This is a genomic window from Bifidobacterium canis, assembly GCF_009727065.1.
Taxonomy (GTDB): domain Bacteria; phylum Actinomycetota; class Actinomycetes; order Actinomycetales; family Bifidobacteriaceae; genus Bifidobacterium; species Bifidobacterium canis.
On the sequence record NZ_WNLP01000001.1, the window covers coordinates 385,273 to 407,407 of the forward strand.

General features: G+C 57.6%; 19 protein-coding genes and 2 pseudogenes. 13 read left to right on the forward strand and 8 right to left on the reverse strand.

Annotated elements, in window-relative coordinates:
* Window positions 1-180: 180 nt before the first annotated feature.
* Entirely contained in the window at window positions 181-627 is a 447-nt protein-coding gene (locus tag GSD1FS_RS01600; protein WP_246165689.1) for a GNAT family N-acetyltransferase, read from the forward strand.
* A 29-nt stretch (window positions 628-656) separates the two neighbouring features.
* Here GSD1FS_RS01600 and GSD1FS_RS09610 read toward each other — a convergent pair whose 3' ends face one another.
* Window positions 657-815 (reverse strand): hypothetical protein, encoded by a 159-nt coding sequence (locus GSD1FS_RS09610; RefSeq protein ID WP_246165690.1) that lies wholly within the window; start codon window positions 813-815, stop codon window positions 657-659.
* 88 nt (window positions 816-903) lie between these two features.
* Window positions 904-1,899 carry an ATP-binding protein gene (locus tag GSD1FS_RS09615; protein WP_155588069.1) on the reverse strand — a complete coding sequence of 332 codons (996 nt, stop codon included), beginning with the start codon at window positions 1,897-1,899 and terminating at the stop codon, window positions 904-906.
* 250 nt (window positions 1,900-2,149) lie between these two features.
* Between GSD1FS_RS09615 and GSD1FS_RS01615 the strand changes: the two genes are divergently transcribed.
* Window positions 2,150-3,118 (forward strand): hypothetical protein, encoded by a 969-nt coding sequence (locus tag GSD1FS_RS01615; RefSeq protein WP_155588070.1) that lies wholly within the window; start codon window positions 2,150-2,152, stop codon window positions 3,116-3,118.
* Between the two features lie 178 nt (window positions 3,119-3,296).
* Here the strand turns inward: GSD1FS_RS01615 and GSD1FS_RS01620 are convergent, their stop codons facing one another.
* The 4 genes and pseudogenes from GSD1FS_RS01620 to GSD1FS_RS01635 form a co-directional block, all read right to left on the reverse strand.
* A complete protein-coding gene (locus tag GSD1FS_RS01620) occupies window positions 3,297-4,502 on the reverse strand; it encodes a MalY/PatB family protein (RefSeq protein WP_155588071.1) in 1,206 nt (401 codons plus the stop codon).
* A gap of 20 nt (window positions 4,503-4,522) precedes the next feature.
* Complete coding sequence (locus GSD1FS_RS01625) at window positions 4,523-5,365, reverse strand: DUF3737 family protein (protein WP_155588072.1); 843 nt, start codon at window positions 5,363-5,365, stop codon at window positions 4,523-4,525.
* 262 nt (window positions 5,366-5,627) lie between these two features.
* Window positions 5,628-7,133 (reverse strand): nucleobase:cation symporter-2 family protein, encoded by a 1,506-nt coding sequence (locus GSD1FS_RS01630; RefSeq protein ID WP_425481767.1) that lies wholly within the window; start codon window positions 7,131-7,133, stop codon window positions 5,628-5,630.
* A gap of 128 nt (window positions 7,134-7,261) precedes the next feature.
* Window positions 7,262-7,842: pseudogene (locus GSD1FS_RS01635) on the reverse strand (xanthine phosphoribosyltransferase).
* A gap of 184 nt (window positions 7,843-8,026) precedes the next feature.
* On the opposite strand from GSD1FS_RS01635, the gene GSD1FS_RS01640 reads away from it, so the two are divergent.
* Window positions 8,027-10,732: an ATP-dependent helicase gene (locus tag GSD1FS_RS01640; RefSeq protein ID WP_425481768.1), complete on the forward strand. Its 2,706-nt coding sequence runs from the start codon at window positions 8,027-8,029 to the stop codon at window positions 10,730-10,732.
* A 218-nt stretch (window positions 10,733-10,950) separates the two neighbouring features.
* The gene (gene rpsD, locus GSD1FS_RS01645; protein WP_155588074.1) at window positions 10,951-11,571 is read left to right on the forward strand and encodes a 30S ribosomal protein S4; all 621 of its coding nucleotides are present in this window, start codon (window positions 10,951-10,953) and stop codon (window positions 11,569-11,571) included.
* A 111-nt stretch (window positions 11,572-11,682) separates the two neighbouring features.
* Here rpsD and GSD1FS_RS01650 read toward each other — a convergent pair whose 3' ends face one another.
* Entirely contained in the window at window positions 11,683-12,048 is a 366-nt protein-coding gene (locus GSD1FS_RS01650) for a phage holin family protein (protein WP_155588075.1), read from the reverse strand.
* Between the two features lie 68 nt (window positions 12,049-12,116).
* On the opposite strand from GSD1FS_RS01650, the gene GSD1FS_RS01655 reads away from it, so the two are divergent.
* The 6 genes and pseudogenes from GSD1FS_RS01655 (at window position 12,117) to mltG (ending at window position 17,947) form a co-directional block, all read left to right on the forward strand.
* A complete protein-coding gene (locus GSD1FS_RS01655) occupies window positions 12,117-12,794 on the forward strand; it encodes a histidine phosphatase family protein (protein ID WP_155588076.1) in 678 nt (225 codons plus the stop codon).
* Window positions 12,795-12,875: 81 nt separating this feature from the next.
* A pseudogene (locus tag GSD1FS_RS01660) lies at window positions 12,876-13,276 on the forward strand (DUF948 domain-containing protein).
* Window positions 13,276-13,512, forward strand: a complete 237-nt coding sequence (locus GSD1FS_RS01665) for a hypothetical protein (RefSeq protein WP_155588077.1) — start codon at window positions 13,276-13,278, stop codon at window positions 13,510-13,512. Before GSD1FS_RS01660 ends, GSD1FS_RS01665 begins: the two are co-directional and overlap by 1 nt.
* A gap of 59 nt (window positions 13,513-13,571) precedes the next feature.
* Window positions 13,572-16,274: an alanine--tRNA ligase gene (gene alaS, locus GSD1FS_RS01670; RefSeq protein WP_155588078.1), complete on the forward strand. Its 2,703-nt coding sequence runs from the start codon at window positions 13,572-13,574 to the stop codon at window positions 16,272-16,274.
* The gene (gene ruvX / locus GSD1FS_RS01675) at window positions 16,274-16,765 is read left to right on the forward strand and encodes a Holliday junction resolvase RuvX (protein WP_155588079.1); all 492 of its coding nucleotides are present in this window, start codon (window positions 16,274-16,276) and stop codon (window positions 16,763-16,765) included. Before alaS ends, ruvX begins: the two co-directional genes overlap by 1 nt.
* The gene (mltG, locus tag GSD1FS_RS01680) at window positions 16,766-17,947 is read left to right on the forward strand and encodes an endolytic transglycosylase MltG (RefSeq protein ID WP_343030156.1); all 1,182 of its coding nucleotides are present in this window, start codon (window positions 16,766-16,768) and stop codon (window positions 17,945-17,947) included.
* 19 nt (window positions 17,948-17,966) lie between these two features.
* On the opposite strand, the gene GSD1FS_RS01685 is transcribed toward mltG, so the two are convergent.
* Window positions 17,967-18,434 carry a prepilin peptidase gene (locus tag GSD1FS_RS01685; protein WP_196424993.1) on the reverse strand — a complete coding sequence of 156 codons (468 nt, stop codon included), beginning with the start codon at window positions 18,432-18,434 and terminating at the stop codon, window positions 17,967-17,969.
* 56 nt (window positions 18,435-18,490) lie between these two features.
* Here GSD1FS_RS01685 and aroC point away from each other — a divergent pair, with 56 nt between their 5' ends.
* The 3 genes from aroC (at window position 18,491) to aroQ (ending at window position 21,923) form a co-directional block, all read left to right on the forward strand.
* Window positions 18,491-19,681 carry a chorismate synthase gene (gene aroC, locus GSD1FS_RS01690; RefSeq protein ID WP_155588081.1) on the forward strand — a complete coding sequence of 397 codons (1,191 nt, stop codon included), beginning with the start codon at window positions 18,491-18,493 and terminating at the stop codon, window positions 19,679-19,681.
* Between the two features lie 25 nt (window positions 19,682-19,706).
* Window positions 19,707-21,350 (forward strand): bifunctional shikimate kinase/3-dehydroquinate synthase, encoded by a 1,644-nt coding sequence (locus GSD1FS_RS01695; protein WP_155588082.1) that lies wholly within the window; start codon window positions 19,707-19,709, stop codon window positions 21,348-21,350.
* Window positions 21,351-21,452: 102 nt separating this feature from the next.
* The gene (aroQ, locus tag GSD1FS_RS01700; protein WP_155588083.1) at window positions 21,453-21,923 is read left to right on the forward strand and encodes a type II 3-dehydroquinate dehydratase; all 471 of its coding nucleotides are present in this window, start codon (window positions 21,453-21,455) and stop codon (window positions 21,921-21,923) included.
* Window positions 21,924-22,135 lie beyond the last annotated feature (212 nt).

A 22,135-nucleotide genomic window follows, 5' to 3' on the forward strand; every position in this document is an offset into this window, starting at 1 on the left:
GGATGCCCGTCCATCGGTGTTTTCGCGGGCGTCTCCGCAGAACTGACCATGAAGGGCCGTTTATTGTCGATCCTGCGGGTTCCGCCGCACAATTGCCAATAGAGAGGCTAGTTCATCGCATATTCTGCGGTTGTCTACGCGAAATATGCAATAAAGGTTTTCCAATGACATAATTATCTGATGAATATCATGAATATCAGAGAGGCGCGCGAATCGGATCTGGATGCATTGCTCGAACTGTACCTTGACCTGCACGAGCAATGTGTGCCGGAACATGATGAACGGTTGCGCAATACCTGGACGCGCATAATCGCCGATCCGGACCACCATCTCATCGTTTGCGAGCATGGCGGACGCATCGTCTCCTCGTGCGTATGCGTAATCATCCCCAACCTGACACGTGGCGTGCGCCCGTATGCGTTCGTGGAGAACGTCGTGACGCGAGCCGACGCACGCGGCAACGGATACGCCACCGCATGTCTTGACCGCGCGCGTGAGATCGCAGCGAAGTCCGGCTGTTACAAGATGATGTTGCTCACCGGTTCCCATGACCCGAAGACGCTCGACTTCTACCGACATGCCGGCTACAACAGCACGGACAAAACGGCCTTCATCCAATGGCTGTGATGGCTTGACCCCGCTGGATGCGTCGGTGTTCACGAATCGAGCAGCCAGTCGACGATGTTGCGGATCTCGATGCCATCGGTGGTAGTGCCGAGGCGGAATCTATCGAGCGTGAGCACGATTTTCGGGAATGAATCATGCACTGCCTGCAACGGGGCGAGCTCCCGCGTTCGAGTAGTTTCGTCGAGCATGGTTTCGGTGACTTGGATATAGATTCTGCTGTCGAATCGTTGGGCGACGAAATCAATCTCGCCACTGCGAAGGCTCCCTACATGCACGTCAAACCCACGCCTGCGCAGCTCTGTCGCAACGACGTTCTCCAATTGGAACCCATAGTCTTGAGAGGAGAATCCGGTCGCGATATTGCGTAAGCCGCAATCTTCCGCATAGAACTTGCGAAGAGGGTTGAGCATATTTTTCCGCGAAGACCGAATTGCGTGGCCTCGAACAGAATGAACGCGCGCATAAGTCCATCGATGTAGGTCTCAACCGTCTCAGCAGAGGTTTTGAGTCCTCCGCTCGTGAGTGCTCCGACGATTTTCCGAGTGGAGAACAGATTGCCTGACGTTGAAAAAGATATGCGACGAGACGGTTGAGCAGCGAGATGTCGCGAATCTGCAGATGTTGGGCGACATCGCGCAAAATGACACTGTTGTACACAGAGTCCAGTTCGCGCGCGATGCCTTCCTGGGTGAATTCTCGAAGCGCAAATAACGTGGGCATGCCGCCGAAACGAACATAGTCTGCGAACAATTCATCGTGGGAGAGGCGCGCGCGATCCGGGAATGATGTTCGCGTGAACTCGAGATACTCTCCGAATGAGAGCGGGTGCACATCTATGGTTGTGGTCCTGCCTGCGAGCGCGGTTGCAAGATCGGTCGAGAGCAGATGCGCGTTCGAGCCGGTGATGTACACGTCCACGTTCCCAAGTGTGTGCAGTCCGCGCACCACTTTCGGCCAGTCCCTCACCTCTTGGATCTCATCGAGGAACACGTAGCGCATTTGCGAATCGTCGGATTGGCGCAGCATCTGTTGCAGCTCAGTGGTGAGCTGTTGCGCTGTGAATTCGAGGGGAAGTCCGAACTCGTCGAAACGCTTGCGATAGATGTTGCGTTCGGGAACACCTTCTGTGAGCAGATGTGCACGGAGCATCTCAAGCAGGCTTGATTTACCGCATCTGCGAATGCCTTGCAAGACCTTGATATGTTCGGATCCACGATAAGAATCCAGCAGATGCATATACTGCGGACGGTCGATGTACTGCTTGGTGTCCATGTATAATCCCCGTTCTCCAAAACTGTTAACTATATCTTACGTTTTATTGGGATAGTGTATAAATATCAATTATAACTGACAGATTTGGCGACTGTATAGTGAAGTGTAAGATATAACTTATGGATTGAAAGTTGCGGTTGTGTTCTTGGAAGTGAGATGGCGCTGTTACTGCTCGACACGCTATTTCTGAGTTGAGGCTACCGTCGAACAATACTGACGATAATATGGCACGTTTCGTATGCTATTGCGTGTGGCAAAGCAGAAATCAACACAGAGAAGTAGACGCGAAGTCGAACGTTTGGCCCGGATTGTGGCGAAAGAATACGACTACGCGGCATTCTGCAGAAAACGTGCGATGCTCGTTCCCACCGGCACCGCGTTGGTTGTTTTGGGCATAGCGCTGAGCTTCTTCGGTTCCCTCCTTCCGGCGTTGCCGCAATCCGATGCGAAAGTGCTCGGAGCTGGAATGGACTGGCTCATCAAATTCCTCTCAAAAGAGGTCATCGAAACCGATTATGCGGAAAAACACGTTGGCGCGGCTCTTCTTCTGCTGACGTGCATAGTCGCCGGACTGCTCATATTGAGACACGCGCGTACCATGCTTCATGAATTTCAGGCGGCGCATCCATACATCAACCACGGACTGCCCCAAGATCAGGCCGATGTGTTGAACACGCGCGGCAGACGCTTCCAATGGGCCGGCGGAACGATCATTGCCATAAGTGCGGTGGCATATATCATCGGCAGATTATGCGGAATACCTTTCTCGGGCTCCACGTCTGCGAGCGTGCTCTCCGGATGCGTGCTGACGTTGGCGTGCCCCGGCATATGGTTTGCCTTGCATGGCGAATGGGTGAGGGCGACCACCGGGATTTTCGCATATAACTGTTCCGCCACCAACAGGCGAAGCGTGTATGAGATCGACGTGAACGAACAGGAGCCGCTCCGCTCGCTGCTGCTCGCAGAAAAATATGAGTTTTTACGATGCTCACTCCACGGTAATACGGTATTCGCATGCTGCGCGGTATTGTCAGCCGCCATGTTCTTCCTGCCCACACTTGAATCTCCGGCATGGTGGGTACCGCTCGCAATTGGCGTCATCATTCGATACCTCTACGGCAGGCATGGAGTGAAGAACGCTGAACGATTGTTCTACAAAGTCGCGCAGGAAGATGCGAAACTCTCCATTGGCAAAACCGCGAGCAAATCCGCAAATTAGACAATGAAGATGGCCGTTCATCGTCTAATTTGCGGAACATGCCGCAGAAAAGACGATACGTAGCTGCCCGTTGTCAGTTGTGCGGATGCTCGCGCACAACTGACAACGGGCAGACTGGTTATTGCATAATCTGCGAAAAGACTCGCAGAACTGACAATAAGAAGATAGACGTTCATTCTTATCTGTCGTTGCGAACATAGTCGTTCGCGCCGGTGGCGAGACGATTCAGCCCGTCGATCACCAGATCGGCGCGCGTGCCAAGATTCATGCGCAGGAAGCGAACGCCGTTCTCACCGTAGATGCCGCCGTAAGAGAGTATGAGGCCGGTGTGTTCGCGCAGATAATCGCAGAACCGTTCGGCGGTGGCGTCTCCCACGCGGTCAAGGAGTCCGGAGCAGTCGATCCACGCCAGATAGGTGGAATCGGAGGGCACCATGTGCAATAGTTCTGCGCAGCGCTCGCCGATGACGCGATTCGCATAGTCTTTGTTACGTTGCGCCACCTGGCACAGTTGATCGAGCCAATCCGCGCTATGCTCATAGGCGGCGATCGTTGAGAACACCGCGAAATCGTTCGGCTCCGCCACCTCGTCGGTGTTGACTCCGCGCACTGCGCGTGCACGCAGGCCGGCGTCGTCGCAGAAGAAATACGCGGACTGCAATCCGGCCACATTGAACGCCTTCGAGGGGGAGGAGCAGGTGACGCTAATGCGCCGGTTCGTCTCGCTCGCCGCTGCGAATGGCGTGTGCGTGAGGCCGGGGCGGATCACATCGCAGTGGATTTCGTCGCTGATGACGGTGACATCATATTTCGCGCACAGTTCTCCGATGCGCGCAAGATCGTCGCGACTCCACACGTTTCCGCTCGGATTGTGCGGGTTGCATACGATCATGAGACGGGCGAGGGGGTCGGAGAGCTTGTTTTCGAGGTCGTCGAAATCAATCGAATACTCGCCGTTGCTGTAGATGAGCGGATTATTGAGCACGCGACGCCCGTTATTGACGATCGAATTCGTGAAGATGTTGTAGACCGGCGGCTGGATGACCACTTTCTCGGCGACGTTGGTCAGCGAACGCACGAGTGAGGAGATCGCCGGAATCACGCCGGTGGTGAATGTGATGTGCGTAGGGTCCACATCCATGCCGTAGCGCGTCTTCCACCAGTTGGCGATCGCCGTGCTCCACTCGTCCGGGATGTCGGTGTAGCCGAACGTGCCGTTGGCCACACGTTTTTTCAGTGCTTCGGTGATGCACGGCGCGGTCTGGAAGTCCATGTCGGCCACCCACATCGGCAGCTCGCTGTCCGCGACGTTCCATTTCATCGACGAGATCGCCGTGCGATCCACCGGTTCATCGAATTGGGGTATGCGTTCCGTGATATCCATGGGTTCTCTTTTCTCACTTCTCACTGTTCGCTGATGAGGTGCACGTTCGCGGTGTCGATCGCCGGGTCGTTCTGCACGACGTCACCAAAGTTTGTGGCGCGGATGGTGCCCGAGATCGGGTTGACGATGCCGTCGACGCGCGTGGTGATCTGCGCGTCGATGTTCGAGCAGTATTCGAACGCGCGCGTCGTGTTGATCACGCGGCAGTCGCGCATCGTGAGCCCGTCGATGTAGCACAGTCCCTGCAGGCTCTCTATCGTGCAGTTCTCGAAGGTGATGTTCTTCGTGTTCCATGCCAGGTATTCGCCGCTGATGAACGAGTTCCTCACGGTCACGTTCTCGCAGTTCCAGAATGCGTCTTTCGACAGCAGTCGTGCGTGGTCGATGACGAGATCACGGCATCCGTCGAAACAGTAGTTGCCGGTGAGCTGGAAATCGCTGATGGTGATATTCCTCGAATTCATCGCGAAGTAGTCGCCGTTCGCGCTCACGTGATCGAGCGTCACGTCTTCGCAGTTCCACAGTGTCTCTTCCGCGTTGGTGAACGATGTGTTCGTGATCGTCACGTCATGGTTGCGGCGGAATTCCTTGGGAGCTTGGATCGTGCAGTCGGTGAAGGTCATATGGTTGCTGTACCAGAACGCCGCATGCGCGTCGAAGTCGAACAGGCAGTTGCGCACGGTGCTGTTCTCGCTGTACCAGAGCGGGTATTTCCAGCGGAACACCGAGTCGTTGACGGTGATGTTGCGCGATTCCTTCAGAGGGGATTCGCCGTCTTCGAACACGCAATTGTCGATGGTGAGGTCTTTGGCTTGGAACAGTGCGCGTTCTCCGGTCAGTAGCTGTTGTGCAATGGTATTCATGGTCTTCTTTTGCAAATGTGTTTTCTTGATGGTGTTACGATGCACTTATTGTAATTTCGTATGAGTGCGAATGTGTACTCTCTTTTGCTGCGAACTGATTCCCGACCGGCATATGCGATATTCTTCGAGGGAATTACTCAACGACGAACCATGCGTTTTGTGCATGATGATCGCGGATATGCGGGAAACATGTGCGTATGACCATAGGAGAAGGGGCTGCGATTGCAGCCCCCCGAATAAGAAATTTTTCGATGATTATTGATCATTCGTGCTGTGCCGGCGTTGCGAGGAAGTGCTCTTCGCTCGGCAGCACGAGGTTGAGGATGACGGCGACCACGAAGGCGACGGCGATGCAGTTCTGCGCGAAGATCGACTGGAACAGTGCGGGGAAGTGCACGAAGATGCTAGACACCTGCGTGAAACCGATGCCGATCGTCAGCGACAACGCGGCGATCGTGATGTTGCGCTGCGTATAACCGGCGTCGGAGATCATCTGGAAGCCGGAGAGGATGATGTTGCCGAACATCATGATCGTGCACCCGCCGAGCACGGCCTGCGGCATCGAATTGAACACCTCGGAGATGGCCGGCACGAAGCTGGCGAGGATGAGCAGCAGGCCGCCGGAGAGGATCACCTTGCGGTTGACGACCTTCGTCATCGCCACCAGACCGATGTTCTGGGCGAACGACGTCAACGGCAGGCAGCCGAACACACCGGACACCGAGGAGATCAGGCCGTCGCCGGCGATCGCGCCAGCAGTTTCGCGTGGCGTGGGCTCACGGTTCAGGCCGACCTTCGTCAATGCGGCGGTGTCGCCCAGCACTTCGACGGAGGAGACCACATACAGCAGGCCGATGGAGATGATCGCACCCCAGTCGAATTCCGGTTTGAACGGCATGATCGTCGGCACACTGACCACTTGCAGATGCTGGAAACCGCTGAAATCGACTTTGCCGAAGAATATGGCGACGACATAGCCGACGACGAGTCCGAACAAAACCGACAGTTGCTTGGCGGTGCCCTTCATCAGCAGTTGGAAGGCGAGGCAGGCGACCAGCGAGATCAGGCCAAGCGTCAGATTCTGCCAGCTACCGAAATCCTTGGCGCCTGAACCGCCGCCGAAGCTTTCCGCACCCACCGACAGCAGCGAGAAACCGATCGACGTGACGACGATGGCGGAGACGATCGGCGGCACAAAACGCTGCCAGTACTGGGCGGTCAGGCCCAACACCACTTCGAGCAGGCCACCGACGAGCACGGCGCCCACGACGGCGCCATAACCCTTCTGGCTCACGATGGAAATCGCCGCAGCCACATAGGTGAACGAGATGCCGGTGACCATCGGCAGACGGGAGCCGAAGCGCCAGATGCCATACAATTGCAGGCACGTGCCGAGTCCGGCCACGAGGAGGCCGGCTTGAATGATGCGCGCCGAATCAGCGGCACTCATATGACCCGCGGCGGCCACCAGGAAGATCGGAGCCAGATTCGCGACGAACATCGCCAACACATGTTGCAGGCCGAACGGAATGCCCTTCCAGAACGAAACCGGCGCATCGAGACTGGAGAGCGCTTCGAACGAGATGCCAAGCCTCTTGCTCTCCTTCCTGCCTTCGGACGCCGACTCCTTGGCCTCCTCCTGCAATTCGGGAGTCATGACAGTTTGCTCGATGCGGTCTTCGGTTTTCTTGGCATCCGTGGCGGAGGCGACGTTGGCGGACGATGCGTCGTCGCTTGAATCAGGCGACATGGAATCCTGTTGCTTCATAATGAACTTCTCTCAATCTCTCATTGCTCTCTATCGATCCTGTGATTGCGGCAATGCCGCAATGAGCGTCGACTGAAAAACGGAGGCGACGCACATCCTTTGATGATGTGCGTCGCCTCAAACGTCTGCTAGTTTCGGAACACGATTTCACCGGTCTCGTCGTTCATCGATTCGACGATCGCCAGCGAATCGAGATCGTAGCCGGCCTCCCTTAATGCGTCACCGCCACCTTGGAAGCCTTTTTCGATCGCAATGCCGATGCCTTCGACGATTGCGCCGGCAGCTTCGCACAATTCAATCAGACCACGCAACGCCTTGCCGTTGGCCAGAAAATCGTCGATGAGCAGCACGCGGTCGCCCTCGTTGAGGAACTTCTTGGCCACGATCACAGGGAATTCCTTCTGCTTCGTGAACGAATACACGTGCGTCACGTATTGCTCGCCCTCGAGATTGATGGACTGAGCTTTCTTCGCGAACACAACGGGAACATCGTTGAAGTGCATGGCGGCCACGCATGCGATGCCGATGCCCGATGCCTCGATGGTCAGAATCTTCGTGATGTGCTTGTTCGCGAAATGCTCTGCCCATTCGGCTCCCATATGGTCGAACAGCCTCACATCGCATTGATGGTTCAAAAGGAGTCGACCTTGAGCACATTGCCCGGCTTGACGACACCCTGTTCACGGATCCTATCCTCTAGTTCCTGCATAGCGGCCCTTCACAAAATCGTCGACGAACGCCTAAACGTTCATGTGAAAACACATGCTCCGCCCGGTGAAACGCGGAGCGGAGCCATATGGCGCATAGCATACGCCTGCCAAGTGACCATTGAATGTGCTAGAACTTAAAGCCGACTCGCAGCTTCACCGATGCCAATACCAGAAAGGACCACCGTGCCACAGGATGCTGATTTCATCGCCCGCCCAGCCCAGGAGCTCATAGGCGACCTCAACGAGCAGCAAGCACAGGCCGTGCAATATCGTGGCCCGGCACTGTTGATTGGCGCAGGCGCGGGATCCGGCAAAACGCGCGTGCTCACACGTCGCATCGCCTGGATCCTCACGCAATTCGGCGCATGGCCCAGCCAAGTGCTCGCCATCACATTCACCAACAAAGCCGCCGCCGAAATGAGGGAGAGGCTCGCCGCGCTCATCGGAGGAGTGGCGGAACGCATGTGGGTGTCGACCTTCCACTCCGCCTGCGTGCGCATCCTGCGCCGTGACGGAGACGCCATCGGACTCAAATCCGGATTCACCATCTACGACACCGCGGATTGCGAACGTCTCATCAAACTCATCTGCGGCGACTTCAACATCGACATCAAACGGTTCACACCCCGATCCATACTCGCGAACATAAGCGACTACAAGAACCAGCTGACCAGCTGGAAAACCGTGCTCGCGGAACATGCCCCGGACTTCAAACCGGGTATGCGCAGCTACCGGTTCGGCAACCTCGGCAACACGGATGCCGTGTATGCGGTCATATTCGCCGAATACCAGTACCGGCTTGCGCTCGCCAACGCGGTCGATTTCGACGACCTCATCGTGCGTACCGTCGAACTTCTGCAGACGCAGCCGCAGGTCGCGCAATACTACCGTCACAAATTCCGCTACATTCTCGTCGACGAGTACCAAGACACGAACCATGCGCAATACGTGCTCATCCGCGAACTCGCAGGCGTGGATGCGAAGGAAGAACCCTCACCGACCGCGGTGGGCGCAGGCAAGACCGGGCCGGCATGGATCACCGTCGTCGGAGACTCCGATCAATCCATCTACGCGTTCCGCGGAGCGGATATTCGCAACATTCAGGATTTCGAACAGGACTTCCCGAACGCGCGCACGATCATGCTCGAACAGAACTATCGTTCCACGCAGACGATTCTCGACGCGGCGAACGCCGTGATTGCGCACAACAGCGCGCGTAAGCCGAAAAAGCTGTGGACCGCACTCGGTCAGGGCAACAAGATCATCGGGTACGCGGCCGACACCGCGCAGCTCGAAGCACATTGGATCGCCCAGCAGATCGCACATCTGCACGATGAGGAGGGCGTGCGCTACAGCGACATCGCCATCATGTATCGAGCCAATGCGCAGTCCCGCTCGCTTGAAGAGGGGCTCATTCAAGCCCATATTCCATACCAGTTGATCGGCGGAACGAAATTCTACGAGCGTAGGGAAATCAAAGACGCGCTCGCATACTTGCAGGCGATCGTCAATCCCGCCGACGACATCAACATGCGCCGCATACTGAACGTACCCAAACGAGGTCTCGGTGCACGCGCTGAATCACAGCTCACGCTGTTCGCGAACGAACACAACGAAACATTCTGGTGGGCCATCGAACACCTCGAGAACATCGAAGGCGTCAGTGCACGCACGGCGAATGCGATCCGGGCATTCCGGGAGCTGATGACTTCACTGCGACAGTTCGCGCAGGAACATGACAGCAAGCCATCGGAGATCGTGGCGCAGGTGCTCAAGGAATCCGGCATGCTCGAGCAGCTGCAACGTTCGGAGGATCCGCAAGACGAATCGCGCGTCGAGAACCTGTCGCAGCTGCAGTCGGTGGCGGCGGAATTCGAACAGGCCACGCAAGACGCCACCCTCGCGGGATTCCTCGAGACCACGGCACTCGTGGCCGACTCCGATCAGCTGCTCGGTCAGGAACAAGACAGCGGCAAGGTCACATTGATGACATTGCACACCGCCAAAGGACTCGAATATCCGGTGGTGTTCCTGACCGGCATGGAGCAGGGCACGTTCCCGCATTCACGGGCGATGGAAGACACGAACGAATTGTCGGAGGAACGCAGACTCGCCTATGTGGGCATCACGCGCGCCAAGAAACAGCTGTATTTGACCCGAGCCGCGGTGCGCTCACAATGGGGGCGTCAGAGCGAAATGATGCCAAGTCAGTTCCTCGACGAGATTCCCGACGAGCTGATCGACTGGCAGCGTCGCGAGGCGGGCATGGAACGCATGCGCGCGGGCTGGCAAAGCCGAGATGGTTTCAGCGACGAATTCGGCGGCTGGGATGACGATGACTATTCGCAGGACTCCTTCGACACATACGGACGTTCGAGCTACGGATCTTCGGGACGAGCTTACGGTTCGTCGGGCACCACGTCATACGGTTCGCGCGGTTCGTCATATGGCAGCGGTTCACATGCCTACGGTTCCTCAGGCACATCTCGCACGAACGGTTCGGGTTGGGGGAGCGCGGCGAAGTTCCGCTCCGGCTCATCTGCCTCAGGTGGCGCGAATGGGTCGTCGACGAGTTTCGGCTCGAAGTCATATGGTTCACGTTCCCACTCGTCAAGCTCGTATGGTTCGTCCCGTTCGGGTGCCGTGCACACGCGCCGCACCTCGGCGAAGGCCTCTTCGTCAACGAAACCGGCGTCGCAGGTGACCTCCGACAATAATCTCGACATCGCGGATTTCCATATGGGAGATAAGATCACGCATGACCGTTTCGGATTGGGAACGGTGGTCGACACGCAAGACAAGGGGAAGAACTCCATCATCACCGTCGACTTCGGCAGCAACGGAACGAAGCGGCTCATGCTGAGGCTTGCTCCTATCGAGAAACTCTGAGACTACCTTCATTCGCAAAAGTCCAGACCCATGCGGTAAAGTATTGCGCTGGTGTCTTAGAACAAAGGCACTGTCTGGGAGTCTTAGCCCATCAGTGGGTCGGCGGTTTCATCACCGTTCGTGCTTGTCACGATGAAGCACTGGAGAGGCTGGCTCAGTCGACATTCGCCAGAATGTCGATTCCGTTCAGACAACGACAGAACAATTAAGGAAACATTATGTCGAATCGTTCCCGCCGTCAGGTGCGTCTTTCCCGCGCCCTCGGTATTGCGTTGACCCCGAAGGCACAGCGCATCTTCGAAAAGCGCCCATACGCTCCTGGCGAGCATGGTCGCACTCGTCGCCGCGCCGAGTCCGATTACGCCGTGCGTCTGCGCGAGAAGCAGCGTCTTCGCGCCCAGTACGGCATCTCGGAGAAGCAGCTTCGCGCAGCCTATGAGAAGGGCACGCACACCGCAGGTCAGACCGGCGACGCCATGCTGACCGATCTCGAGACCCGTCTCGACGCACTGGTTCTGCGTGCAGGCATTGCCCGCACGACCGCCCAGGCGCGTCAGTTCGTGGTTCACCGCCACATTCTCGTCGACGGCAACATCGTTGACCGTCCTTCCTACCGCGTCAAGCCAGGCCAGACCATTCAGGTCAAGCCGAAGAGCCAGACGATGGTTCCATTCCAGATTGCCGCCGAAGGCACGCACCGCGATGTGCTGCCGCCGGTTCCAGGCTACCTGGACGTGAACCTGGCTTCGCTCAAGGCGACGCTCACCCGTAAGCCGGAGCCGGAGGAGATCCCGGTTCAGGTCAACATCCAGTACGTGGTCGAATTCTACGCCCGCTGATCTGGATCTACATACTGTACACATATACGGTATAAGGACATACAGCAAGAAGGAGTCCGAGGCATTCGCCCGGACTCCTTCTTGTATTCGCATGCAATGCTCGGCAATAAATCATTGGCCGATGACGGCGCTGACAATGCCGCTGACGATCGACATGATGAGGGAACCGAGCACGGCCCACCAGAATCCTCCAATCGTTACGCCCACGTTGAACAGGTTGAGCGCGAGCCATGACGCCAGCTCCATGAACAGCCAATTGATGATCAGCGCGATCAGCCCGAAACTCAGAATGCTGAAGGGGAGCGCCAGCGCCTGCACAACTGGTTTGATCGAGGCGTTGAACAGCGCCATGAACAGCGAAAATGCCGCAATGCCCAGAATCGGCGGGTCGCCCACGGCATGCATTCCCGGCAACAGCAGCACCATGACGGCCGCTGCAATCGTCAGGATGAACCATCGAATAAGAAAACTACTCATGCTCCGATTATGCACGAAAGCGCAATGCTGGTGAAATCCAGGGTGACGCCCATGAGATAATCAAAGGCATGATCGTTCATCTTCATCTGGTCCGTCACGGGCAAACATTCTTCAACCGCTACAACCGTCTGCAAGGATGGTCGAACTCGCCGCTCACCCAAGCCGGCCTTGATGACGCCGTTCACGCCGGGCAGACCTTGAAAAACGTCAGGTTCGCTGCAGCCTACTGCTCCGACACGACTCGCGCGCAGACGACTGCGCGCACGATTCTCGACATCAACGCAGCGCAGGGGCATGACGTGCCACAATTGCAGGCCGACATGCATTTCCGCGAGCAGTTCTACGGCTATTTCGAAGGCCAAGACATGGGTGTGGCATGGTTGGCTGCAGGCGGCCCCCACGGTGCTCCGACCTATGCGAAGATAGTCGAACAATATGGTTTGGCGGCCACCCGTGACTTCCTCAAAGAAGCCGATCCGTTCCACGACGCTGAATCCGACGCAGAATACTGGAGCAGGGTGGAGGGAGCGTTCGCGCTTATCGCCTCCAATAAGAACCTTCATGACGGCGATGACGTACTGATGATCTCGCACGGCAACACGCTGCTCAGCCTGATGCAACGGTTCGCCCCGAAAGGGTACGACTTGAGCGTCCGACCCGCAAACGGTTCCGTGACCACTTTCGATTTCGATGTGGAAGCGCCGATCGATGAAGCGATCACCGTCATCTCATACAACCAACGCTAACAGTTCACCTCCGTCCGTCTGGACGATTGGCTAGGCTAAAGCGCGTAGATAAAGTCATTTGGCACGAAAAGAGGGTGCATCATGGGTGCTGGAGAAATTGCGGGACTGATTGCGGCGATAGCCTTCGCGATCCTTGCAGGTTTTTGATCTACCCGCTGATCCGTTTGGGCAAGATGTTTGACCAGATTGCCGAGACGGTCAAGGAAACCGGCGATCATGCACTCCCCGCATTGGACGAGGGCGTCACAACGGTCAAGCAGGTCAACAAGTCATTGGAAGACGTCAACGAGATCTCCGGCGCCGCATCGAGCACGATGAACAATCTCGGTGCGCTGACGAACCTGTATGGCTCATTCCTGGGCAAGCCGATCATCAAGCTGGCCTCCATCTTCTACGGCGTCAAGGTCACGGCACAATCATTCATGGGCAAAGACAAGGGTGCCGAGGAATCCTCCGCGCAGCAGAAAGGTAAGAACGAGTAATGTTCAAACGAGTATTGTGGGTCTCGGTCGGCGTGGCACTAGGCGTCGTTGCCGTCTCCAAAGCGAACGCATACGTCAAGGCGAATACTCCTGACAAAGCACGCCAATTCCTTCTCGGACCCGACCAAGAGAATGTCGGAGCACGCACGCTGCAGGGTCTCGTCAGCCAGTTCAAGCAGGCTCAGCAGGAGCGCGAGCGTGAACTCAACAACCAATACATCAATAAGCTCAACTAGTTCACCGAACTCATTCACGTTTCGGCCAACGCACGAATCACACAAGGAGCCGCACTCACATGCGCACCGCTGAAATCGCACAGCGTTATCTCAACTATTTCAAGAAGCAGGATCATCTGGTCGTTCCCTCGGCATCATTGATCTCCCCGAACCCGACCACATTGTTCACGATCGCAGGCATGGTGCCGTTCATTCCATACCTGATGGGTGAGCAGACACCGCCGAGCCACCGCATGGCCAGCAACCAGAAGTGCGTGCGTACGCTCGACATCGATGAGGTGGGCAAGACCACGCGTCACGGCACGTTCTTCCAGATGCTTGGCAACTTCTCCTTCGGCGACTACTTCAAAGAGGAGGCCATCCACTACGCCTACGAGTTGCTGACGTCTTCCCGCGAAGACGGAGGGTACGGCTTCGACCCGGAGAAGCTGTGGATGACCACCTTCACCGATGACGATGAGGCACGGGCGATGTGGCGTAACGAAGGTGTCGACCCCGAGCACATTCAGATCCTCGGCATGGAAGACAACTTCTGGACAACCGGAGGCCCCGGCCCTGGTGGTCCGTGTTCCGAGATCTACGTCGATCGCGGCCCCGAATACGGCAAGGAGGGCGGCCCGATCGCCGACGAGACTCGCTACATCGAGATCTGGGATCTTGTGTTCGAGAACTACATGGTCGATAATGTCAAGTCGAAAACCGACCTGCATATCGCCGGCGAACTCAAGCACAAGAACATCGATACCGGTGCCGGGCTCGAACGTCTGGCATACCTGCTGCAAGGCAAGCAGAACATCTACGAAACAGATGAGGTCTATCCGGTTATTGAAGCGGCCGAGAACATCACCGGCCTGAAGTATGGCGAGAACAAGGAAGCCGATGTGCGCATGCGCGTCGTCGCCGACCACGTTCGTTCCGCGCTGATGATCATGAGCGACGGTGTGCGTCCAAGCAACGCCGGACGCGGCTACGTGCTGCGCCGCCTGATTCGCCGCACGATTGAATCGATGCGCGTGCTCGGCGTCACCGATCCTGTCATGCCACAGTTGCTCCCGGTGTCGGAGCAGGCTATGGAGCCGAACTACCCGGAGTTGGCCAACACGTTCCACGACGTGTCGGAAGCCGCCTATGGCGAGGAAGACGCGTTCCGTCGCACATTGACCAACGGTTTGGAGATCTTCGACATGGCCGTCAAGAAGGCCAAGGACTCCGCCGATGAGAGCGACACGGAGAACGCCACGCCGATCGTTTCCGGCGATGCCGCGTTCACTCTGCACGACACCTACGGATTCCCGATCGAACTGACGCTGGAGATGGCGCAGGAACAGGGCGTCAAAGTCGACGAGGAGAAATTCCGTGAGCTGATGAACGAGCAGAAGTCCCGCGCTCGTGAAGACGCGCTCAAGAAGCGCCACAACGTCGATCTGAGTGAATACGACGACTTCAAGAACAACATGCAGGCCCCGATCGAGTTCCTCGGCTACACCGAGGTTTCCTCGCGCAGCCGTGTGCTCGGCATCATGCTCGACGGCGTTGGCTCAGTGCCTGCCGTCACCGCTCCAGCCAACGTCGAAGTGATTCTCGACCGCACGCCGTTCTATGCGGAGGCAGGCGGCCAGCTCGCCGATCAGGGCGAGATCATTTCCGATGACGGAGCCGTGCTTGAAGTCGATGACGTGCAAAAGCCGATCAAAGACCTCATCGTGCATCAGTGCCGTCTGATCGAAGGCACACTCGTCGTGGGAGCTGACGTCGCAGCCACGATCGATATCGAACGTCGAGGCGCGATCGCTCGTTCGCACACCGCCACGCATATCGTTCACAAGGCGCTGCGCGAGGAGCTCGGCCCACAGGCCACCCAGCGAGGTTCCGAAGATGCCCCAAACCGCCTGCGTTTCGACTTCCAATGGCCGAAGGCCCCCACCAAGCAGTTGATGAGTGCTGTCGAGGCTCGCGTCAACGATCGCGTGCGCGACAACCTGCATGTGACCACCGAGGAAATGAAGTTCGATGACGCCATCGCATTGGGCGCCATGCATTTGTTCGGCGAGAAATATGGCGACATCGTGCGCGTCGTCACCATCGGCGACGACGGATGGAGCCGAGAGTTGTGCGGTGGCACGCACGTCGACTTCGCCGGCAAGATCGGCCAGGTCAACATCCTTTCGGAAGCATCCGTCGGTTCCGGCGTGCGTCGCGTGGATGCATTGGTCGGCCAAGGAGCTTACGACTTCAACGCCCGAGAACATGCGCTCGTTTCGCAATTGTCGGACACCTTGAACGCCCGCCCCGACGAGCTTGCTGAACGCATCAACACGTTGCTCGCCAAGCTCAAGGACTCCGATCGTCGCCTCGCGGCCATGTATGAGCAGCAGCTCGCCGCATCGGTGCCGGAACTGGTCGACGCCGCGAAGAAGGCCACGACCCCTATCGTCGTGGTGTCGAAGAACGTCGGCCATTTCGGCTCGTTCGATGTGCTGCGCAAGACCGTCATGGATGTTCGTTCCCGTCTTGGAGACGACAAGCCGGTTGTTGTCGCTCTGGCTGGTGTGAGCGCAGAAGACAAGCCGATGGTCGTCGTCGCGACGAACGAGAAGGCTCGTCAGGAAGGTATCAAGGCCGGCGACCTCGTTCGTGGCGCGTCGAAGATGCTCGGTGGTGGCGGCGGCGGCAAGCCGGACTTCGCGCAGGGCGGCGGCGCTGACGCGTCGAAGATCGACGCGGCGCTTGAATCGCTGACTCAAGAGGCGATGCGAGGCTGATGTCGCAGATCTGGCTTGGCCTTGATCTGGGGAACGCCAGGGTTGGAGTGGCAATCTCCAACCCTGAGCGTTCTTTTGCTTACCCGGCCGGTAACATCAAAGTGCAAGGTGACTACTTCCAGGCCTTCGACGATGTGCTCAACCTCATCGAAGACCAACAACTCGAACACAACACCGTGACCTGCATCGCCATAGGGCTCCCATTGCAAATGGACGGTTCAGTGGGGGCAAGTGCGAAGAAGGCGCAACGCTGGGGGAGGTCGCTCGCGAAGCGCCTCGAGGCGGAAATCGCGGATCCGGTCTCGCAAATCAGCTCAATGCCCGATATCATATTCATAGATGAACGATTGACAACCGTCGATGCACATCGGCGTCTATTCGACGCGAACGTCAATTCGAAGGCGCACCGTGCCGTTGTCGACCAACAGTCGGCTGTGGAAATACTGCAAGCGGCTCTGGATCGCGCGCACCGCACTACAGAGGAGTTTTGAGTGTCTGACGATCTGCATGATTTCTTCGAATCAGACGAAGCTTGGGAAGGTAATGCCGGAGTATCGCCTCTTCCCCCGTCTCCACCCAGAAGTCGCCGCGAGATGCGTAGACAGCGCGCGCTGAAAAAGCGTAAGCGGCTGATCCTCGTCGTCATTCTCGTGGTCTCGCTCGTCGTGGTCGCCGTTGGCGGCGTGTTCGCCACCCGTGCGATCAAGAGTTGGAGACACGCCAACATGGCACAGGAATCGGTTGCTGAAGACTATTCAGGGCCGGGCGATAGTGCGGTCGCGTTCACGATCAAGCAGGGGCAGGGCGTCATGGAAGTGGCCAATGCACTGCAAAACGCCGAAATCGTCAAATCATCGGAAACGTTCGCCACATATGTGTCGTCGAACAACCTGACACTGTACCCCGGCACATATGCGTTGAAAACACATATGAAGGCTTCGCAGGTCGCCCAGGTGCTTTCCGACCAAGGCAATGCGAAAGGGTTCGCCGAAGTCCGTCAAGGGGAGCGAGTCTCCGAGGTGATCGACCGCATCTGCACCGACAACGACATCGACAAATCGAAATTCGAAGCGATCATCAACAACAAAGATGAGGCTGCGAAGATCCTGCCTGCGGAAGCGAACGGTAATTTCGAAGGTTGGCTCGAACCAGGCACATACACGGTCGGCGATGTCAACACCGCTCCGGAACGCCTGCTCAAAGAAATGGTGCAGGCCCGCATCAAGAAACTCGACGAGCTCAAAGTGCCCGAGGGCGAGGACCGAGAGAAGACGCTCATCATCGCGTCGATCGTCGAAGCCGAGGTGAACTCATCCGAGTACTACAGCAAGGTGAGTCGAGTCATCTATAACCGTCTGAGCAAGAACATGACCCTCGGCATGGATAGCACCGTGGCATATGGTGCCGGAGTCAACGGTATGCAGCTGACGAATGACCAGCTGCAGGATGCCTCGAACCCATACAACACCCGCATCAACAAGGGTCTTCCTCCAACGCCGATCAGCAATCCCGGCGATGATGCGATCACCGCCGCATTGCATCCGGCCGATGGCAATTGGCTCTATTTCGTAACCACCAACCTTTCGACGGGCGAGACGAAGTTCGCCGAAACCGACGAGGAGTTCCAGAAACTGGTGCAGGAATACCGTAGCAATAATCCAGATGCCAATTAATTCGGTTTCAAATCTTTTCTCAGGGAGTGCAGAGCACGGCGAGGATACCTGAAGCCACCAGCACGGGGACGAACGGAACACGAGTGTCCGATCGTCCCCGTGCCCTATGTTGGAACAGCCTGCCGCACAGCATCCATACGGCCATCCAAGCCATGCCGATGAGCCCCGTCAAGAGCCACCAGAACAGAAACGCCATGAAACCTACATGCCCCACCGTCAGGCAGGCCAAGGCACTGGTGGTCACATCGCCGAACCCCAAGCAACGTTTAGGGGCGAGCAGGGCGATGCACAGCTGTATGCCCATGCCCGCCAGCATCAGTGCTAACGCTCGCCACAACGGTGCGAAATCCGAAGTCAGGCACGCCAACACGGTGAACAGCACGGTCTGCAGCATGATGGTCACGACGATCCAGCGACGCGGCACACGGCGTCGACGCATGTCCGTGCAGCAGATGGCGAGTCCACAGACCAAACTCGGCGTATACATAAGGCAATACATACGGTTAAAATAGTCGAGATCGAGTTCGAACAGAAGGAGTTGGCATGTTGCGTTGGCAGACCGCGGGCGAATCGCACGGGGAAGCATTGGTGGCGATGATCGAAGGGATGCCGGCGGGAGTGCATGTCACCTCCGACGATATTCGCAGGGCGCTCGCACGTAGGCGACTCGGGTATGGCCGTGGCGCACGCATGAAGTTCGAGCAGGATCAGGTTCGCCTGCTCACAGGTGTGCGATTCGGCAGCACATTGGGATCTCCGATCGCCATTGAAATCGGCAACACGGAGTGGCCGAAATGGACCGAGGTGATGAGCGCGGATCCATTGGACCACGAACTGCCGCGTGAAGGGCGCAACGCCCCGCTGAGCCGCCCGCGCCCAGGGCACGCCGATCTGACCGGCATGCGCAAATACGGTTTCGACGACGCCCGTCCGGTGCTGGAACGCTCCAGCGCACGAGAAACCGCGTCACGGGTGGCGTTGGGTGAAGTGGCAGGCCGGTTCCTGGAGCAGGTGGCAGGCATCCGCACTGTCAGCCATGTGATCTCCATCGGCGGAGCAGGCGTAGAAGACGAGAATCCCGTGCTGCCCACTCCAGACGACGTTGAACGGCTGGACGCCTCTCCCGTACGCACTCTCGATGAAGCCGCAGAACGACGCATGGTGGCGCGCATCGATGAGGCGAAGGCGAATGCCGACACCCTCGGAGGTGTGATCGAGGTCATCGCCTACGGCGTGCCTGCAGGCATCGGCACCTACGTGGAATCGGACCGGCGTCTTGACGCTGCGTTGGCATCGGCGCTCATGGGTATTCAGGCGATCAAGGGCGTGGAGATCGGCGATGGATTCCTTGAGGCGATGCGCCCGGGCTCCCAAGCCCATGATGAGATGGTGCCGGGTGCCGATGGCCACATCGAGCGATTGTCGAACCGTGCCGGAGGCATCGAGGGCGGCATGTCGAACGGGCAGCCGATCCGCGTGCGTGCGGCCATGAAGCCCATCCCCTCGATTCCACGCGCATTGCATACCGTCGACGTGCTCTCCGGAGAAGCGGCACAGGCGATCAACCAACGCTCCGACAGCACCGCCGTTCCTGCGGCGGCAGTCGTGGCCGAGGCGATGGTTCGTCTCACGATAGCGCAATACATGCTTGAAAAATTCGGTGGAGACAGCATTGAGGAGACTCGCCGCAACATCGAGACATACCTGCAATCATGGCCTGAGCACATGCGCTGACAGGCGTTCGAGGAGACGATGGGCAATGGCGCGCAAGCACAACAGAAAGCATAGGCAGCCTGAAGCGGTGATCATCGGCATGATGGGAGCCGGTAAAACCCGTCTGGGCAAGGAAATGGCTCAGATGAGGTCTCTGCCGTTCCGTGATGCCGATGTCGAGATCGAGCATGAAATAGGCATGAGCATTCCCGAATACTTCGCCGAGTACGGAGAACCCGCGTTCCGTGAAGTGGAAAGCCAAGTGGTTTGCCGCACACTTGATTCATTCGCCGGCGTGTTCTCTCTCGGCGGCGGTGCGCCGATGACCAAATCGATTCGCAAACGTTTGGAACGCTATGTTCGTGACGGCGGCAAAGTCGTCTATCTGAAAGCGGATCCGCATGAGGCCATGGAACGTGCGAGCCGCGGGGGAGGCCGGCCGATGCTCGACGGCGATGCGCAGCAACGATGGATGTCGCTGTTCAAGCAACGAGATCCGGTGTATAGGGCGGTGGCCAACGTCACAGTACAGACCAAAGGCATGACGCCACGGGCGGCGGCGAAAAGGATGGTTGAAATGGTATCGGAACACATCGTGCACATCGACGGCAAGGGCATCGAACCCTATGACGTGCGCATCGGAGAGGGAACGCTCGGGCATCTTCCCGAGATTCTGGGCAGCAAGCCGGTTCGTGTGGCGCTGATCCACACGACGTCCGTGCAACGGCACAGTGACCGTGCACGTGGAATCCTACGCCAAAGTGGATACCAGGTGTTCGACATCGTCATTCCCGATGCGGAGGCCGGCAAAACGATACAGGTCGCCAACGGGATCTGGGAGCGACTCGGCAATGAGGGGTTCACACGCTCCGACGCGATCGTCGGATTGGGCGGCGGCGCCTGCACCGATCTCGCCGGCTTCGTGGCGGCGACATGGATGCGTGGCATCAGATATGTGAACTGCCCGACCTCACTGCTCGCGATGGTGGACGCTTCCACCGGCGGCAAAACAGGCATCAACACCCCGCAGGGCAAGAACCTCGTCGGCTCGTTCTACACCCCGGCCGGCGTGCTCGCCGACCTGCGCACACTGACGACCCTGCCTAACGACATCTTCATCGAAGGGCTGGGTGAGGTAGCCAAATCCGGTTTCATTCGCGACCCACATATTCTCGACATTCTCGAGGATCATGCCAGCGAACTGCGTAGCTTCGATGGTGTGCAGTTCCTCGGCTCGCCACTTGAAGACGTGGTGAGCGAACTCATCGAACGAACGGTGCGTGTGAAGGCATACCACGTGAGCGCAGACCTCAAAGAGGCCGGTCTGCGCGAGTTCCTCAACTACGGTCACACGTTCGGCCACGCGATCGAACAGCTTGAGCACTTCCGTTGGAGGCATGGCAATGCCGTGGCCGTGGGCATGGTGTATGCCGCGGAGCTCTCCAATTTGACGGGTCACCTCGACAGGCAGACCGTTGACTACATGCGTGGATTGCTCGACGAGCTCGGCCTGCCGACATCGTGGCACGGCGCCGACTTCGACGCCGTGCTCGAGCTCATACACCGAGACAAGAAAGCGCGCGGCAACACGCTCCGCTTCGTGGGACTCGAACGTGTGGGAGAACCGTTCCACCTCGACGATCCCGACCCGCAGGCGGTGGAGGAGGCCTTCAACCGCGTCGCACAGTGATTCAGCCCATTGTGCGAAGTGGCGGAAACACCAACCCGCGCAAGCACTCGCGGCTATCATGGAGACGGTATTGATGTTGCAATGAAAACGAATGGAGAGAACATGACGAAGTCGTCGCTTCCAGTCAAAGTCATGGTGGTCAATGGGCCGAATCTGGGTCGTCTCGGCGTTCGGCAGCCGGATGTGTATGGTTCGCAGGACTTCGAGGAGCTTCGCCGCCTGTGCACTCAGTGGGGAACCGAATACGGTCTTGACGTCGATGTTCGGCAAACAGACGACGAGGCGCAGATGGTTCACTGGATGCATGAGGCCGCCGATAAGCATATCGCCGTCGTCATGAATCCTGCCGCATTCACGCATTATTCGTACGCGCTCGCCGACGCCGCACATATGGTGCTTGACGCTGACATGCCGTTGATGGAAGTGCATATCTCGAATCCCGCCGCCCGCGACGAGTTCCGCAAGCGCTCGGTGATCAGCCCGGTGGCCACGGGAACCATCACAGGCTTAGGGTACTTGGGGTACAAACTCGCATTGGAAGCCGTGGCTTCTCTGACGAAAGTCACCGACTGACTCACACGGATCCGATCAATTTCAACCGCCCGCTTTGCCGGGCGGTTTTTGTATGCGCGAATACCCAGCTGATTTATCACACAGAACGCGAGTATTTGAATCTTTACAAAATCTTCTCATCTGTTGTATAGTTATCCTGACTATTTTGCAAACGTATGCAAACTCATCGTTGAGTTATTTGCTGATTTGTACGGCAAAATATAAGAAATTAC